The sequence below is a fragment of the Pseudoxanthomonas sp. Soil82 genome, assembly GCF_040446535.1.
GTDB lineage: Bacteria > Pseudomonadota > Gammaproteobacteria > Xanthomonadales > Xanthomonadaceae > Pseudoxanthomonas > Pseudoxanthomonas kaohsiungensis.
Window position 1 is genome coordinate 40,481 of sequence record NZ_JBEAAK010000005.1, and the last position, 16,618, is coordinate 57,098.

Annotated in this window: 14 protein-coding genes; 4 read left to right on the top strand and 10 right to left on the bottom strand. The window is 72.3% G+C overall.

The window, feature by feature from the left end; translation table 11 throughout:
* Positions 1–42: 42 nt before the first annotated feature.
* Both ABKA19_RS14015 and ABKA19_RS14020 read right to left on the bottom strand, forming a co-directional pair.
* Positions 43–1,257: a TonB family protein gene (locus ABKA19_RS14015; RefSeq protein ID WP_353689425.1), complete on the bottom strand. Its 1,215-nt coding sequence runs from the start codon at positions 1,255–1,257 to the stop codon at positions 43–45.
* Positions 1,247–1,642 (bottom strand): BlaI/MecI/CopY family transcriptional regulator, encoded by a 396-nt coding sequence (locus ABKA19_RS14020; protein WP_353689426.1) that lies wholly within the window; start codon positions 1,640–1,642, stop codon positions 1,247–1,249. The genes ABKA19_RS14015 and ABKA19_RS14020 overlap by 11 nt, the downstream gene beginning before the upstream one ends.
* Before the next feature lie 171 nt (positions 1,643–1,813).
* Between ABKA19_RS14020 and ABKA19_RS14025 the strand changes: the two genes are divergently transcribed.
* From ABKA19_RS14025 to ABKA19_RS14040, 4 genes are all read left to right on the top strand, one after another.
* Positions 1,814–3,766 carry an acetyl-CoA hydrolase/transferase C-terminal domain-containing protein gene (locus ABKA19_RS14025; protein WP_353689427.1) on the top strand — a complete coding sequence of 651 codons (1,953 nt, stop codon included), beginning with the start codon at positions 1,814–1,816 and terminating at the stop codon, positions 3,764–3,766.
* Positions 3,767–3,819: 53 nt separating this feature from the next.
* Positions 3,820–4,131, top strand: coding sequence for a BolA family protein (locus ABKA19_RS14030; protein ID WP_162376462.1), 312 nt, complete (start codon positions 3,820–3,822; stop codon positions 4,129–4,131).
* A gap of 135 nt (positions 4,132–4,266) precedes the next feature.
* A complete protein-coding gene (locus ABKA19_RS14035; RefSeq protein WP_353689428.1) occupies positions 4,267–5,235 on the top strand; it encodes a L,D-transpeptidase family protein in 969 nt (322 codons plus the stop codon).
* 37 nt (positions 5,236–5,272) lie between these two features.
* On the top strand, positions 5,273–5,992 hold the full coding sequence (locus ABKA19_RS14040; protein WP_353689429.1) for a M23 family metallopeptidase: 720 nt from the start codon (positions 5,273–5,275) through the stop codon (positions 5,990–5,992).
* 73 nt (positions 5,993–6,065) lie between these two features.
* Here ABKA19_RS14040 and tkt read toward each other — a convergent pair whose 3' ends face one another.
* From tkt to ABKA19_RS14080, 8 genes are all read right to left on the bottom strand, one after another.
* Positions 6,066–8,063: a transketolase gene (gene tkt, locus ABKA19_RS14045; protein ID WP_353689430.1), complete on the bottom strand. Its 1,998-nt coding sequence runs from the start codon at positions 8,061–8,063 to the stop codon at positions 6,066–6,068.
* A 199-nt stretch (positions 8,064–8,262) separates the two neighbouring features.
* On the bottom strand, positions 8,263–9,582 hold the full coding sequence (locus ABKA19_RS14050) for a dicarboxylate/amino acid:cation symporter (RefSeq protein WP_353689431.1): 1,320 nt from the start codon (positions 9,580–9,582) through the stop codon (positions 8,263–8,265).
* A 58-nt stretch (positions 9,583–9,640) separates the two neighbouring features.
* Positions 9,641–11,227 carry a BatD family protein gene (locus ABKA19_RS14055; RefSeq protein WP_502945810.1) on the bottom strand — a complete coding sequence of 529 codons (1,587 nt, stop codon included), beginning with the start codon at positions 11,225–11,227 and terminating at the stop codon, positions 9,641–9,643.
* Between the two features lie 107 nt (positions 11,228–11,334).
* Entirely contained in the window at positions 11,335–13,128 is a 1,794-nt protein-coding gene (locus ABKA19_RS14060) for a VWA domain-containing protein (RefSeq protein ID WP_353689433.1), read from the bottom strand.
* Complete coding sequence (locus tag ABKA19_RS14065) at positions 13,125–14,153, bottom strand: vWA domain-containing protein (protein ID WP_353689434.1); 1,029 nt, start codon at positions 14,151–14,153, stop codon at positions 13,125–13,127. Before ABKA19_RS14065 ends, ABKA19_RS14060 begins: the two co-directional genes overlap by 4 nt.
* Entirely contained in the window at positions 14,150–14,602 is a 453-nt protein-coding gene (locus tag ABKA19_RS14070; RefSeq protein WP_353689435.1) for a DUF4381 family protein, read from the bottom strand. Before ABKA19_RS14070 ends, ABKA19_RS14065 begins: the two co-directional genes overlap by 4 nt.
* A 10-nt stretch (positions 14,603–14,612) precedes the next feature.
* Positions 14,613–15,566 (bottom strand): DUF58 domain-containing protein, encoded by a 954-nt coding sequence (locus ABKA19_RS14075; RefSeq protein ID WP_353689436.1) that lies wholly within the window; start codon positions 15,564–15,566, stop codon positions 14,613–14,615.
* Positions 15,563–16,570, bottom strand: a complete 1,008-nt coding sequence (locus ABKA19_RS14080) for an AAA family ATPase (protein ID WP_353689437.1) — start codon at positions 16,568–16,570, stop codon at positions 15,563–15,565. The genes ABKA19_RS14075 and ABKA19_RS14080 overlap by 4 nt, the downstream gene beginning before the upstream one ends.
* Positions 16,571–16,618 lie beyond the last annotated feature (48 nt).

The following is a 16,618-nucleotide window of genomic DNA, read 5'->3' on the forward strand; positions in this document are numbered from 1 at the left end:
GCTCCGGAGCGGACCGCTTGGCAGCGACCACGCGGCCTTCAATCATCCGGCGCCTCCGTCGACCTCGGTGGGCTTGGCCTCGAAGGTGATCGGTACCCGCACCTGGCTGCGTGCCGGCCTGCCGTTCTCGGTCGCCGGCTGGAAGCGCCACTGCCGCGCCGCCTCCACCGCCGGCACATCGAAGACGCCTGCCGGGCTCGACTGCTCCACCTCCACCTCGGCCACGCTGCCGTCGGTATCGACAGTCACCAGCAGCATGACCTTGCCACCGATGTACTGCTGCGCCGCTTCCACCGGGTAGCGAGGCGGCGGCAGCTTGCTGGCCATGACCGCCGGGGTGCTTCCCGGTACGGATCGCAGCGACGATCCGGCCGGCTGCGCGGCCCAGGCGGCGTAGCCGGTCGATGCGCTGAGCGCCACCGCGAGGAGGGCGGCCAGGGTCCGGGACAGGCCGGTCGGGACGGGATGCTTGAGCATGTCGATGCGCTCCTTGATGGGATGCCGCGCCTGCCAATGGCAGCCCAGCGGCAAGGGAAGCTCGTCAAACTGGGTCTTGAGCATGGCTTGGCCATAGGCGTGCCGCGCCTGCGGATTGCGCGCGATCACCCGTGCGTCACAGGCCAGCTCCTGGTCCAGCCGGAAGCGCCGCAGCGCCATCGGCAGCAGCGGATGGAACCAGAACAGGCAGCGCAGCGCGGCCGCCAGCGCGTTGGCCAGCGGGTCGCCGCGGCGCACGTGCACGCGTTCATGCTCGATCACCAGCGCCTGCTCCTGCGCGGTGTAACGGCGTGCGAAGTCGGCCGGTAGCAGGATCCGCGGACGCAGCGTACCGGCGACCGCCGGCAGGCCGGCGCCAGCGGTCGTGCACTGGTAGAGGCCGTCGTCGCGACGCACCGGCTTGCCCAGCCCACGGACGAAGCGGTACTGCTGCCAGGCCAGGATCGCGGCGCAGGCCACCGCGCCGCCCAGCCACAACAGCAGGGCCAGGTCGCGCCATGCCTGCAGGTCGCGCTGCGGGTTCGGCAACAACGCGCTCGCCGGCCCGACCCGCCAGGACGCCGGCCAGGCCGGCGAAGGATCGATGCCTCTCGGCAGCAGCACCGCCATCAAGGCCGCCGGCACGCAAAGCCATAGCGCATAGGCGGCGCCGGCCCCCAGCACCACCCGCACCGGCCTGCGCAGGATCAACACCAGCAGCATCGCGCCGGTGCCGGCCAGCGTCGCTTCGAGCAGTGCGGCGATCAGCTCAGCGGCCATCGTCGGCCTCCTTGCCACCGCCCAGTTCGGCGACCAGCCGCTTCAGTTCGGCGATGTCGGTCGGCGACAGCCGGCCACGCTCGCTGAAATGCGCCACGAGCGGCGCCACCCGGCCGCCGAACAGCCGCGCCAGCAGGCCCTCGCTCTGCTGCTGTACCCAGGCCTCGCGCCGCAGGACCGGCGAGTAGAGGTAACGACGCCCGTCTTTTTCCGCGCTGATCGCGCCCTTGTTGAGCAGGCGATTGAGCAGGGTCTTGATCGTCGGTTCGGCCCAGCCGGTGCTGTCGGCCAGCGCCGCGATCACTTCCTCGGCGCTGCGCGGGCTGGCACCCCACAGGACTTCCATCACCATCGCCTCGGCATCGCTGATCGGGGTCGTGTCCATGCCGCCTCCGTTTACACCTGTAAACTTTATCCGATTACATGCGTAAACTTTCGCGGTGTCAACACCCCCCCGACAGCTCCGTCATGGATAAGGCCAGCGGCACGGCCACCGTCGAGGCCTTTGGCCCTGGCCTCCACGAGCCCCGCGCCCACGATGCCCTAAGCTGCCCGCATGGCCTTGCACTTCACCGACATCGAAGCGGCGCTGGACCACCTGCTGCCGCGGCTGCCGGCTGGCCTGCGCGTCGCCGCGCCGCTGGGCCTGGGCAAGCCGCACCGGTTGCTCAACGCACTGTATGCCCGCGTGGAAGCCGATCCGTCGCGCCCGCTGCACCTGTACACCGCGCTGTCGCTGGATCCGCCTTCCCCGGGCAAGGGATTGCAGGCGCGCTTCCTCAGCCCGTTCCTGGCGCGCCATTTCGGCGAGGATTTCCCGCGCCTGGCCTACGTGCAGGCGATGAAGCGCGATGCGCTGCCGGCCCATATCGAAGTCGAGGAGTTCTACCTGCAGTCCGGTGCGCTGCTGGACTCGGCGCAGACCCAGCGCCGGTATGCCAGCCTCAACTACACCCATGTGGCCGCGGCGCTGGCCGACCGGCAGCTGCACCTGATCGTGCAGAAGGTCGCACGCGAACCCGGTGGCGACCGGCTGTCGTTCTCCTGCAACACCGACCTGACCGCCGATACCGTCGACGCGCACCTGGCCCGCGGCCTGCCACGGCCGCTGCTGGTGGCCGAGATCGACCCGCAACTGCCCTGGCTGGGCGGCAGCGCGGTCGCGCCCGACGGCTTCTTCGACGTGGTGATCGACCCGCCCGGTCCGCATCCGCCGCTGTTCGGCCTGCCGCGGCAGCCGGTCGCCGACGCCGACTACGCCATCGGCCTGTATGCCAGCACGCTGGTGCGCGACGGCGGCACGCTGCAGATCGGGATCGGCGCGCTGGCCGACGCGCTGTGCCACGCGCTGGTGCTGCGCCATACCGACAACGCCCGCTACCGGCAGGTGCTGGCCGCGCTGGATCCGGAGCTGGAATCGCATCCGGCCGTGCGCGACAGCGGCGGTCTCGGGCCGTTCGAGGTCGGCCTGTACGGCTGCAGCGAGATGATCAACGAGGGCTTCAAGCGCCTGGTCGAAACCGGCGTGATCCGGCGCAAGGTGGTGGACGACGCCGCGCTGATGCGCCGGCTGGCCGACGGCACCGCCAACCTGGGCGACCATGCGCGCCTGGAACGCGACGGCGAATACCTGCACGGCGCCTTCTACCTGGGTTCGCCGGACTTCTACGCCTGGCTGCGCGACCTGCCCGAGGCGCAGTGCCGGGCCATCGGCATGCGCCGCATCGGCGAGGTCAACCAGCTCTACGGCGGCGACGAGGGACTGGAACGCCTACAGCGCCGTGATGCGCGCTTCTTCAACAGCTGCATGATGGCCACCGCGCTGGGCGCGGCGGTCTCCGACGCGCTGGAGGACGGCCGCGTGGTTTCCGGCGTCGGCGGGCAGTACAACTTCGTGGCCATGGCCCATGCCCTGCCCGATGCGCGCTCGGTGCTGATGCTCCGTTCCACGCGCGAAGCGCACGGTCGCAGCGAGTCCAACGTGCGCTGGAACTACGGCCACGCCACCATCCCGCGCCACCTGCGCGACCTGTACGTCGACGAGTACGGCATTGCCGACCTGCGCCATGCCAGCGACGAGGACTGCGTGGTGGCCATGGCCGGGATCGCCGATGCGCGCTGGCAGGCCGGGCTGCTGGACGCGGCGAAGGCGGCACGCAAGCTGCGCGGCGACTTCGCCGCGCCGCCACGCTGGCAGCACAACACGCCGCAACGGCTGGGCCAGTCGCTGGCGCCGTTCCGCCGGGATGGCACCCTGCCCGACTATCCGCTGGGCAGCGATTTCACCGCGGTCGAGCAGCGGCTGGTGCGCGCCCTGGCTTGGCTGCAGGCCAGCACGGCAACCACATCCGGCAAGCTGCGCATCGCGTGGCAGGCGCTGGCCGCGACGCCAGGGCGCGACGACGAAGCGCTCCGGCGCATGGACCTGCATGCCGGCACGGGCGCGGGCGCCTGGTTCCAGGCCCGGCTCCTGGGACTGGCGCTGGCGCGCACCGCCCGCGACCATTGAAACGCGCGCCTGCGCCACCACCTTCTCCCTGTACCGCCCGTTCCGGACCTCGAATGACCACCCGCGCCGACCAGATCCGAGAGGCCCTCTCCGCCCTGCAGCCGGTGCACCTGGAGGTGATCGACGAGAGCCACATGCACAGCCGTGGCCTGGAAACGCATTACAAGGCGGTGATCGTCAGCGCGCAGTTCGAGGGCCGGCGCGCGATCCAGCGGCACCAGGCCGCCTACGCCGCAATGGGCCCGCTGATGCAGCAGGTGCATGCCCTGGGCCTGCACACCTACACGCCCGCCGAATGGCAGGCCGACGCGAACGTCCCCGACTCCCCGCGCTGCCGCGGCGGCAGCAAGCACGACCTCGCCTGAGACGCGCTTCGCGCGCTCGCCACCGACGCCTGCTTGGCGAATCTTCCACATCGCTGAACCACGCCCGCGCGCCTTCACGCCGGCACCGCGTCGGACTGCCCAGCGTAACGGCGTCCCGAACGAGTGCCGTCGCCCATGCGTACCGCCCCCCTCTTCCTCGCCGTGCTGGTGGCCGCCGCGTCGCCGCACGCCCTTGGCCACGACGCCGCGTCCGCCGATGACGCGCCACTTGCGCAATCCGCCGAGGACCGCGCCACCCACGAAGGCGACGGTGCCCGGCTGCGGCTGCAGGTCCTGCTCGATCGCGCGCGCTTCTCGCCCGGCGAGATCGATGCGGTCACCGGCTCCAACCAGGCCCGCGCCCTGCGTGGCTACCAGGCCGCGCACGACCTGCCCGTCACCGGCGAACCCGACGCAGCCACCTGGGCGGCGCTGGAACGCGACGCCGCGCCGGTGCTGGCCGAGTACCGTCTGACCGACGCCGACCTGGCGGGACCGTACCGGGCGCTGCCCGACGATGCGATGGACAAGGCCAGGCTCGATGCACTGGGCTATGCGTCGCTGGCCGAGGCCCTCGGCGAACGCTTCCATGCCAGCCCGGCCCTGTTGCGACGACTGAACCCGCAACTGGACCGCGCCAGCGCCGGCACCGTGCTGACCGTGCCTGCGGTGGCGGCGCCCGCCACGGCCAAGGCCGCGCGCGTGGTCGTGGATCGCAGCGACTCCGTGCTGCGCCTGCTCGACGACGGCGGCCGCGTGATGGCGCAGTACCCGGCGTCCACGGGCAGCGAACATGACCCCCTGCCGATCGGCGACTGGCGCATCGTGACGGTGGTGAGGGACCCGACCTTCCACTACAACCCGGACCTGTTCTGGGATGCCGACCCCGGGCACGAGAAAGCGACCCTGGCCGCCGGCCCGAACAATCCGGTCGGCACGGTCTGGATCGACCTGTCCAAGCCGCATTACGGCATCCATGGCACCCCGGAGCCGGCCAGCGTCGGCAAGGCCCAGTCGCATGGCTGCATCCGCCTGACCAACTGGGACGCCCAGGCGGTGGCCGCCGCGGTCGACGCGAGCGTCACGGTGGTCCTGCAGGAATGAGCGTGCACGAACGTACCCGCGTGCCGCGGAGAGCCGCATGAGGTCGCCGCTCGCGATGGCGCTGGCGGTCGCCGTGGTCGCGCTGCTCCTGCTGGCGCTGTCGTGGCAGGACGGCGCGCTGCGGTTGCTGCGCGTGTCGCCGTCGCCGGGCGGCACGCAGGCGCCGGTCATTACGCCAAGCGCCGCCCGCCCCGACCCGCGCCCGACCGCGCGTATGGCAGCCGGCGACGTCGCGCCGCCGGTCGCGGCTCCTTCACCGGCGGCGCCACCGCGCGGCGATGCGCCTTCCCCCGCACCTGCCGGCACCCTGCTGTTGCCGGTCGCCGGCGTGGAGCCCGCGCAGCTGCAGGACACCTTCACCGATGCGCGCAGCGCCGGCCGCAGCCACGACGCGATCGACATCATGGCGCCGGCCGGAACGCCGGTGCTGGCGGTCGCCGATGGCCACGTCGAGAAGCTCTTCGACAGCGCGCGCGGAGGCTTGACCATCTACCAGTTCGAGCCGGGTGGAGAGCTGGCCTACTACTACGCGCACCTGCAGCGCTACGCCGATGGATTGGCCGAAGGCCAGGCGGTGAAGCGCGGCCAGGTGATCGGCTACGTGGGTTCGACCGGGAACGCCAGTCCGGACGCGCCCCACCTGCACTTCGCCATCTTCGTGCTTGGCCCGGAAAGGCGCTGGTGGGAGGGCACCGCGATCAATCCCTATCCCCTGCTGGGCGGAACCGCCCGCCGCGAGGCCGCATCGCGGCCGTGAGCGTCCAACGAAAAGGCCGGGCATTGCCCGGCCTTTTCCCAGCGTTGCATCAGCGCTCGCTCAGACCGCTCGCTCAAAGCGCCTTGGCCGCCTCGACCACCGCCTCGGTGGTGATGTTGAAGTACTTGTACAGGTCGCCGGCCGGTGCCGACGCGCCGAAGCGGTCCAGGCCGACCACCGCGCCGTCCAGGCCGACGTACTTGCGCCAGAAGTCGGTCACGCCCGCCTCCACCGCCACGCGCTTGCGCACCGCCTTCGGCAGCACCGATTCGCGATAGGCGGCGTCCTGGCGGTCGAACACGTCGGTGGACGGCATCGACACCACGCGCGTCTTCATGCCGGCGGCGTCGAGCGCCTTCTTGGCTTCCACCGCCAGCGAGACTTCCGAGCCGGTGCCGATCAGGATCACGTCGGGGGTGCCGCCTTCGGCGTCGGCCAGCACGTAGCCGCCGCGCGCGGCCTGCGCCAGCTGCGCGTCGCTGCGCGGCTGGTGCGGCAGGTTCTGGCGACTGAACACCAGGCAGCTGGGGCCGTCCTGGCGCATGATCGCCGCCTTCCATGCCACCGCCGATTCGGCCGCGTCGCACGGACGCCAGACGTCGTTGTTGGGGATGTAGCGCAGCGTGGCCAGGTGCTCGACCGGCTGGTGGGTCGGGCCGTCCTCGCCCAGGCCGATCGAGTCGTGGGTGTAGACGTGGATCACGTGCGCCGGGATCAGCGCGCTCATGCGCAGCGCATTGCGCGCGTAGTCGCTGAACACCAGGAAGGTCGCGTCGAACGGCAGGAACCCGCCATGCAGGGCGATGCCGTTGGCGATCGCGCTCATGCCGAACTCGCGCACGCCGTAGTGCACGTAGTTGGCGCCGGCATCGGCCGCGGTGACCGACTTGCTGGCCTTCCACTGGGTCAGGTTGGACGGCGCCAGGTCGGCCGACCCGCCGATGATTTCCGGCAGCAGCGGGGCGAAGGCGCCGATCGCGTTCTGCGAGGCCTTGCGCGAGGCGATGGTCGGCGCCTCGGCCTGGACCTGGGCGATGTAGGCGTCGGCCTGCGCGGCGAAGTCGGCCGGCAGCTCGCCGCGCGAACGGCGCGCCAGTTCGGCCGCCGCGTCCGGGTGCGCCTGGGCATAGCGGTCGAACAGCTGCTGCCACTGGCCCTGGCGCTGCTTGCCATCGTTGGCGCGCCAGCCGGCGTAGATCTCCTCCGGCACCTCGAAGGGGGCGTACGGCCATTCCAGCGCCTTGCGCGCGCCTTCCAGCTCGTCCTTGCCCAGTGGCGCGCCGTGCGATTCCTCCTTGCCGGCCTTGTGCGGGGCGCCGAAGCCGATGACGGTCTTGCAGCAGATCAGGCTGGGCTTGTCCGACACCGCCAGCGCCGCGTCGATCGCGGTCTTGATCGCGCCGGGATCGTGGCCGTCGACGCCGCGCACCACGTGCCAGCCGTAGGCCTCGAAGCGCGCCGGGGTGTCGTCGGTGAACCAGTCGTGCACCTCGCCGTCGATCGAGATGCCGTTGTCGTCCCAGAACGCGGTCAGCTTGCCCAGGCCCCAGGTGCCGGCCAGCGAGGCGGCCTCGTGCGAAACGCCTTCCATCATGCAGCCGTCGCCCATCAGCACCCAGGTGCGGTGGTCGACGACGTCGAAGCCTTCGCGGTTGTAGCGCTGCGCGAGCAGCTTCTCGGCCAGGGCGAAACCGACCGCGTTGGCGAAGCCCTGCCCCAGCGGACCGGTGGTGGTCTCCACGCCCGGCGTTTCGTGGCGCTCGGGGTGGCCGGCGGTCTTGCTGTGCAGCTGGCGGAAATTCTTCAGTTCCTCGATCGGCAACTCGTAGCCGCTCAGGTGCAGCAGCGCGTAGTGCAGCATCGAGCCGTGGCCGTTGGACAGCACGAAGCGGTCGCGGTTGGCCCAGTGCGGATCGGACGGGTTGTGCTGCAGGTAGTCGTTCCAGAGCACTTCGGCGATGTCGGCCATGCCCATCGGCATGCCCGGATGCCCGGACTTGGCGGCTTCGACCGCGTCGGCGGCGAGGAAACGGATGGCGTTGGCCAGCTGGCGGCGGGTAGGCGTCGTCATGGGGGATCGGCGTGGTCTTCAGGCACCCGCGGCGCTGCGGGCCGCCCATTGTCCCATCCCTTGTCCACTCCTGTCCTGCCGGGTGGCGAAAAAAAGCGGATCCGGACCGGTACGGGGGCCGCGCGCGCCCGGTTTGCGATGAAACCACCCGCTCCACGGCGCTGCGCATGGCCGCCACCGAGGCGTTCGGGCGGCGCGGTCAGCCCGGCGCGGTGCCCGGCTGCGGCGATGGCGCCGGCAGCGCGGCATCGGTCTCGCGGTGCGCCACCAGCGTGGCCAGGGTCAGGTCGCCGCTGACGTTGAGCGTGGTCCGGCACATGTCGAGGAAGTGGTTCACGCCCAGGATCAGGCCGATGCCGATCGGGTCCACCCCGACCATCGCGCAGATCAGCGCCACCACCGGCAGCGAGCCGGAGGGCACGCCGGCGGTACCGATGCCGCCGAGGATGCACACCAGCATCACCATGAACTGCTGGCCCAGGGTCAGGTCCACGCCGAAGAACTGGGCCAGGAACAGCACCGTCACGCCCTCGAACAGCGCTGTGCCGTTCTGGTTGGCGGTGGCGCCCACGGTGAGCACGAAGCGCGACACCTTCGGCGGCAGGCCCATCTCGTCGGCCACGCGCAGCGCGGTGGGCAGGGTCGCGTTGCTCGAGGCGGTGGAGAACGCCATCACCGCCGCTTCCTGGATGTCGCGGAAGAACTTCACCGGCGAACGCCCGACCATGCGCACCGCCAGCGAATAGGTGCCGAACATGTGCAGCGCCAGCGCCAGCACCACCACGCCTACGTACGCGCCCAGCCGCACCAGCAGGTCAAAGCCGAAGATCGCCGCCAGGTTGAACATGAAGCAGAACACCGCGTACGGCGCCAGCCGGATCACCAGCCCGATCAGGGTCATCGATATCTCGAAGATGCCCTCGATGCCGCGCTTGAGCGTGGCCACCTTGCTGTCGGGGGTGAGCACCATGCCCACGCCGAACATCACCGCGAAGAACATCAGCGCCAGGATCGAGCCGTTTTCCGAAGCGGCCTGGACCACGTTGCTGGGTACGATCGACAGGACCATGTCCATGCCGCGCGGCTGGGTGTCGACGCTGGCCACGATCTCGCGGCTGCGCTCGGCGTTCTGCACCAGCAGCTGCTGCGCCAGCGCCGGGTCGACGCCGGCACCGGGCTTGAACGCGTTGACCAGCAGAAGCCCCAGCAGCACCGCCACGCCGGACAGGACCACGGTGTAGGCCAGGGTCTTCCAGCCGATCCGGCCCAGCGCGCGGATATCGCCCATCTCGGCGATGCCCATGACCAGCGCCGAGAACAGCAGCGGCACGATCAGCATGAAGATCAGGTTGAGGAACAGGCGCGAGGCCGGCGTCGTCACCCAGGTGGTGAAGGCCTGCACCCAGTCGGCCTCGGCTCCCGCGGTCACGTGGACCAGCAGGCCCAGCACCAGCCCCAGCCCGAAGCCCAGGCCCATCTTCCACGGCATCGGCCAGGGGCGGCGAGTGGTCTGGGTCATGCGCGCAGGTCCGGAGAAAAAAGCAGCCGGCAGCTTAGCAAACCGCTCCGGATCGACCTCAGGGCGGATACAGCGGCGGCAGCGGCGCGGGATCGACGACCGCCGGCGCGCGCCAGCGCGGGCCGTCGCGGAACGCGGCACGCAGCGCGGCGCGGGCCGCGGAAGGCTCGCCCTGCCCGGCCCACAGCGCACGGCGCATGGCATCGAGCGCATCGCGCTGCGACGGATCGTCCAGGCGGGCGATCACTCCATCCAGGTCGGCCGCTGCAGGTACCGCCATGCGCTGCAGCAGGCCGACCACCTCGTCGAAGCTGCCGGCGTCGAGCAGCCGGCGCAGGTCCGCCATCGACGGCACCGCCGGCCGGTCGCGCTCACCCGCCGCGACGACCGGACGACCGCTGTCCCGTTTCCGCCACAGCAGCCAGGCCAGCGTCGCCAGCCACAGCAGCGCGAACGCCACCGCCACCCGGAACCAGGGCGAACGGGGCAGCGTCCCGTCGGCTGGCAGCGCCATCGTGGCCGGCGACGCGGTCGGCGACGCGGGCGTAGGCGCTGGCGCAGCCTGCGACGCACCGGCCACGCCGGGCGCGACCTCCAGCGACAGGTCCGGCAGGCTCGCCACCTGCGCCGAACCCGCTGCCACGTCCCACCACGCCAGCCGCGTCCCCGGCACGCGCAGCGGACCCGGCCTCAGCGGGACCACCGAGAACCGCCGCACCACGGTCAGCTGCGGACCGCCATCGACGAAGCGCTCGGTGGTTTCTGCGCGATCGGCGAAGACCTGCGCGCCCTCGACCTGCGGCGCGGGGATCTCGGGGAACTGCGCGGCCGTGGCGCCCTGCGCCACCGCTTCGACCACGATCTCCACGGCCTCGCCTGCGCGCGCCCGATCCGGCCTGGCTCCGTACTCGAGTTCGAGATCGCGCAGTGGCAGCCAGGGCTGCGGCGCGCCATCGGGCTGGGGCCGCACCTGCAGCGTCTGCGCCGCGCCCTGCGCGGACAGGCTGCGATCGGTGCCGAAGAAGTCGTCGAAGAACCCGCCCGCACCCTGGCCGCGGAAGCGGGCCGGCGGCAGTTCCAGCGGCCCGCTGCGCTCGGGTACGAGCAGGTAGCGGCGCTCGACCACGTGGTAGCGGCGCCCGCCGATTTCGCGGCTGCTCTGCACGTCGTCGCCGATCCGCTGCAGCGACGCGCCGTCCGGCGCGTCCTGGGCCAGTTCGCCCGACAGCAGCGGCGTGGCGTAGTACAGGCGCACGGTCAGGCCCAGGCTCTGCTGCACGTAAGGCGCGGGATCGTCGACCCGCGATTCGAGGAAGACGTCGCCGCGCGGCACCGGCGCGGAGGCGTGCGCGGCGGAAACGCTCAGCTTCTGCGGTGCCGTCCGTTCGGCCCCCACCTGCAGCGAGGGGATGTCCACCGCGCCCTCGCGACGCGGCGTGAGCGCGATGCCGAACAGGGTGCGGTTGCCGGTGGCCGGGCTGCGATAGGGCGGCCCCAGGGTGAAGGCGTCGCGCAGCGGCGTGTAATCGGGTGCGCTGCCAGGCTGGTCGGTCTCGATGTTGAGGGTCACCGCCTCGCCCGGCGCGATGGCGTTGCGGTCGAGCCAGGCGCGCGTTTCCGCGTGCGCGGTCGACAGGCCGGCCATGCTCGCCAGGGCGGCCAGCAGCAGGAACGCGGCCCTGCCCACGCGACCGGCGGCCGCGCCCGGCGCAGCTGTGTGGAAACGGGCGGATGCCGCCGGGGATCGCATGCTCACTGTCCTTCCCGCTGGCGGCGCTCGTATTCGAGCCGGAACTTGGCACGCAGCAGGCCACCCGGGTCGTCCGGCACGCGCCTCAGCCACGCTTCGCGCGCCTGGCGCTGCTCGCGCGCCTGCGCGTCCTCGTGTTCGGGCTGCTTCTGCACCGGCTCCTCGCCCTGTCCCTGCTGCAGCGCCTGCTGCATGCGCTCGCGCTGCTCGCGATCGGCCTGCGCCTGGCGCTCATGCGCCTGCGCGTCATCCGCCTTGGGGGGCGGCTGTCCTTCCGCGCCTTCCGGCTGTCCGGGCCGCTCATCCTGCCCACGCGCCTGATCCGGGTTCTCGCCCGCAGGGGACTCGCCGCCGGACTGCGGCTGCGCCGGATCCTGCGCCTGGTCCTTGCCGGACTGCTTCGGCCCCTGCTGTCCGCGCTGGCCCTGCCCGCCGCCGGGCGGCTGCTGCCTGCGCGCGGCCTCGACTACCTGGCGATTGGCGATGGCGTCCTCCATGCCCGGCGCCTGTGCCAGCGCGCGATCGTAGGCGGCGATGGCGTCGTCGTACCTGCCCTGTCGCGCCAGTGCGTTGCCCAGGTTGTACTGCGCGTCGGCGCCCCGCGCACCCGCGGCGGCGAAGGCTTGTTCGGCGGCGGCGAAGTCGCCCTGGCGGTAGGCATCCACGCCCTGCTCGATCCGCTGTTGTGCCTGCTGGTCGGCGCGCCGCCACCAGCCACCCCCATCGGCGTCGCTCGCCTGCGCCTGCTCCTGCGCCTGCGCAGGTACCGGCAGCGCGAGCGCCAGGCTCGTGGCAAGCACGGCCAGCGGGACTGCGGCCAGCACGCCGGCACCGCGCCGGAACGCCAGCGCCGCCAGCGCCAGCAGCGGCAGCACGAGCCAGTAGCCCTGGTCCAGCCATGCCCGCTGCCCGCTGCCCCGTACGTTGGTGCCGGCCGCCGCGGGATCCAGGACCGCGAGCGTGCGCAGGTCCGCATCGTCGATGGCGAGCGCGGCGTAACGGCCGTCACCGGCATCGGCCAGCGCGCGCAGCGAAGCGTCGTCGCGCCGGGCCTGGCGGGTGACGCCTCCACGGTCGACATACTCGCCACCGCGCGCACCGCCGAGACCCAGCACCGAGATCCGGTAACCCTGCGCCGCAACCGCCGCGGCGATCCGGGTGGCGGACGGCTCCGCCTCGCCGGTCACCAGCAGGATGTCGCCGTGGTCGAAACCGGCCTGGTTGAGCAGCGTGGCGGCGTGGGTGATCGCCCGGTCGGTACGATGCCCGTCGACCGGCATCACCTCCGGCGCAAGCGCGTCCAGGAACAGGGCGATGTTGGCGCCGTCGGCGGTGAGGGGCGCGACCGTGTAGGCGTCCTCGGCCCAGGCGACCAGGCCGACTTCGCCGCCCTGGCGTTCGCGCAGCAGCGCCTCGACCTTGGCCCGCGCCTGGGCCAGGCGCGTGGGTGCCATGTCGGTCGCCAGGATCGCCGACGACAGGTCGAGCGCGATCACCAGCGGGGCGCGTGATTCCCAGTGCGGCTGTTCCTCCTGGCGCCAACCGGGACCGGCCAGGGCGACGATCGCCAATGCCCAGGCCATGGAAACGCCGGCCAGCCGCAGCCACGCGCTGCCGCGACCCGGTTCGAGCAGGTGCGGCAGCAGATGCGGGTCGACCGCATCGCGCCAGCCCTGTTGCCGGCGCCGACGCCACAGCCACCACAGCAGCGGCAGCGCCAGCAACGCCAGCAGCCAGAGCGGCCGGTGGAAATGAAGCTCCGGCGTCTGCAACCAGGAAGGCGATGCGATGTTCATGCGACCTGCCTTCCGGCCGTGAGCCGCGAAGCGGCGAACGCCAGCACGGCGAGCACGAGTGCGCCGGCCAGGGGCCACGGATAGCGTTCGATCCGCGGCCGCACCGGTGCAGCCGCCACCGCCACCGCCTCGAGCCGGTCGAGCTCGGAATAGATGCCCGCCAGCTGCGCGGTATCGCGGGCCCGGAAGAAGCGGCCGCCGGTCATCGCGGCGACGCGGCGCAAGGTCTCCTCGTCGACCTCCTCGCCGCCCTGGATCGGCAGCGGCACCCCGAACAGCGAGAGCGCCGCGCCCCCGCCGCCGAACGCGATCGTATGCACGCGCACGCCCTCGGCTTGCGCCAGCTCGGCCGCCTTGACCGGGTCGAGCACGCCTGCGGTATTGACCCCGTCGGTCAGCAGGATCAGCACGCGCTGGCCTTCGGGCTGCTCGCGCAGCCGCTTGACCGCCAGGCCGATGGCATCGCCCAGGGCGGTCTCGCGTCCGGCCAGTCCGGCCACGCTGTCGCGCAGCTGCAGCCGCACCGAATCGCGATCCAGGGTCAACGGCGTCAGCATGTAGGCCCGCTGGCCGAATACCAGCAGGCCGACGCGGTCGCCGGCCCGGCGGTCGAGGAAATCCGCGATCACCGCCTTGGCCGCGGTGAGCCGGTCCACCACCTGGCCGCCGAGCTCCATGTCGGTCTCGCTCATGCTGCCGGACAGGTCCACCGCCAGCATCATCTGGCGCGCTTCGCGCGGTGGCGACTGCGCCTGCCCGAGCTGCTGCGGGCGGGCAGCGGCGGCACAAAGCAGCACCCAGGCCAGCAGCGGCAGCACCCAGCCGATGCGGGCGTGCCGCGCGGAAACGCCCGCGACGACGCCGTCCAGCCGTCCGGACCAGGGCACGCGCAACGCAGGCGCGGTGCTGAGGCGCGCGGGCAGGAGCAGGCGCACCAGCAGCGGCAGGGGCAGCAGCGCCCACGCCCAGGGCCAGGCGAAGCCCGCGAACCCTTCCTGCCAGGCGGCAACCCATGCTCCGCTCATCGCCGGCCCTCCATCAGCTCGAGGAAGCGGGCGCGGGCCAGGGCCGAAACGGCGGCGAACTCGCCGTCATCGAGCCGGCGGCGGAACCCGCCTTCGAGGAGCAGGCGTCCCGGGCCATGGCTGAAGCGAGCGCCGGCCGCTCCGTCGAGGAATCGCAGCCAGTCCTCCCCCTGCAGCCGCTCGGCGCCCGCCCGGTGGCGGCGAGCCGCGCGCCGCAGCAGGCCCGACATCGCGGCCAACCGCTCGGGCAGGCCACCCTCGGCGCTGGAAGCGTCGAACCAGCGCGCCCAGCGCCGACGCCGCGCGGCCCGCCATGCCCGCCACCCAATCCATGCCAGCGCGGCCGCGACCAGCGCCGCCGCCACCAGCCACCAGCCCGGGGCCGGCGGCCACCAGGACGGGGCTGCGGTCAGGTGCACGTCGCGCAAGGGCAGTCGGCTCGGGTCCATGGGCTTTTCTTCAGTCGACCAGGGCTGCGTCGACGCGGTCTTCGTCCCGCAGCGATGCGTCCCGGGGCGCCAGCCAATCCGCCGCTTCGGCGTCGGTGGACAGGCAACGCACCTGCCAGCCGCGAGACGGGAGCGTGCGCACGAGTTCGTCGGCCGGCGCGACCAGCGCCTGCTTCCAGCGCAGGCGGACGGTGGCGTTGTCCAGCCCCAGCTGCAGCCGGCGCGCCCCGGCGCGGAACGCCAGTTCGCGCCGCGGCGGCGCCGTTTCCAATGGATCCTGCAGCAGCACCAGGGTGGCCTGGTGGTGGCGCGCCAGCGCGGTCCAGCGAACCGGCGGTACGCGCGAAGCCGCCACCGGGTCGGCCAGCACCACGACCTGGGCACCGGGACGCAGCAGGCGCTGCGCATGTTCGAGCGCCATGTCCAGGCCGGACTGGTCCCCGGGCGGGCACGCATACCAGCGCGCCAGCGCGTCGAGCACGCGCATGGCCCCGCGCATGCCGGTCGCCGGCGGGATCGCCGGCTCGCCGCCGCGCAGGGCCGCGATGCGATCGCCGGACTGCAGCGCCGACCACACGGCGACCGCGCCGGCGCGCGCGGCCTGCACCGACTTGAAGCGCACGCGCGTGCCGAAGTACAGCGCCGGATCGGTATCGGCGACCAGCAGGGTCAGCCGCTCGCGCTCGGCCTGGAACAGCTTGGTGTGGGCGCGGCCGCTGCGCGCGGTCAGGCGCCAGTCCATCCGGCGCACGTCGTCACCGATGGTGTACTCGCGCGATTCGGCGTACTCCATGCCGCGGCCGCGCAGGCTCGACGGCGCCGGTCCGTGCACGCCATGGCGGCCCCGCCTTGGTTGCGGCGCACGCCGCACCTGGGCGCGAAGCGCCACCAGTTCGGCCAGCGTCGGCACGATGCCTGGCGTTACGGCATCGGCCGCGGCGGAGGCCGGGCCGCGCCCGCTCACGGCGGCGGCACCCGTTCCAGCAGCGCGGCCACCAGGCGGTCGCCATCCCAGCCCTCGGCCAGCGCCTCGTAGCTGGGCAGCACGCGATGGCGCAGCACGTCCGGTGCCATGGCGCGGATGTCGTCCGGGGTGACGTAGTCGCGTCCGGCCAGCCAGGCTCTTGCGCGCGCGCAACGTTCCAGCGCGATCGAGCCCCGCGGGCTTGCGCCCCAGGCGATGCGCCGGCCGAGCGCGGCGTCGTAGCGGGAAGCATCGCGGGACGCGAGGACCAGTTCGACCAGGTAGCGTTCCAGGGCAGGCGCCACGTGCAGGTCGAGGACCTGCTCGCGCGCGGCGAACACCTGCGCCTGCGGCATGCGTTCGATCGGCGGCGGCGGGGCCTGCAGCGTCTGCCGCGCGCGATCGCGCGCCAGCCGCAGGATCTCCGCCTCCATGCCCGCATCCGGATAGCCGATGCGCACGTGCATGAGGAACCGGTCCAGCTGCGCTTCGGGCAGCGGGAACGTGCCTTCCTGTTCGATCGGGTTCTGCGTGGCCATCACCAGGAACAGCGGCGGCAGCGCGTAGGTGTGGCGCCCCACGGTCACCTGCCGCTCGCCCATCGCCTCCAGCAGCGCGGACTGGACCTTGGCCGGCGCGCGGTTGATCTCGTCGGCCAGCAGCAGCGGGTGGAAGACGGGGCCGGGCTGGAACTCGAAGCGTCCCTCCTGCGGCCGCCAGACTTCGGTGCCGGTCAGGTCGGCCGGCAGCAGGTCGGGAGTGAACTGGACGCGGGCGAACTCCGCATCCAGGTGTGCGGCCAGCGTGCGGATCGCGGTCGTCTTGGCCAGGCCGGGAGCGCCTTCGACCAGCAGGTGGCCGTCGGCCAGCAACGCGACGAGCAGGCGCTCGACCAGGGCGGACTGGCCGACAATTTCCGCCGAGAGCTGGTCACGCAGACGGAGGAAGGCCGCATGCGGGCCGGAGTCGGCGGCGGGACTGGAAGCAGCGTCGAGAGTATCCATGTCCCGATTCTGACCGATCCGGCACGCCTGTGGTTCCCGGCGCCGGGC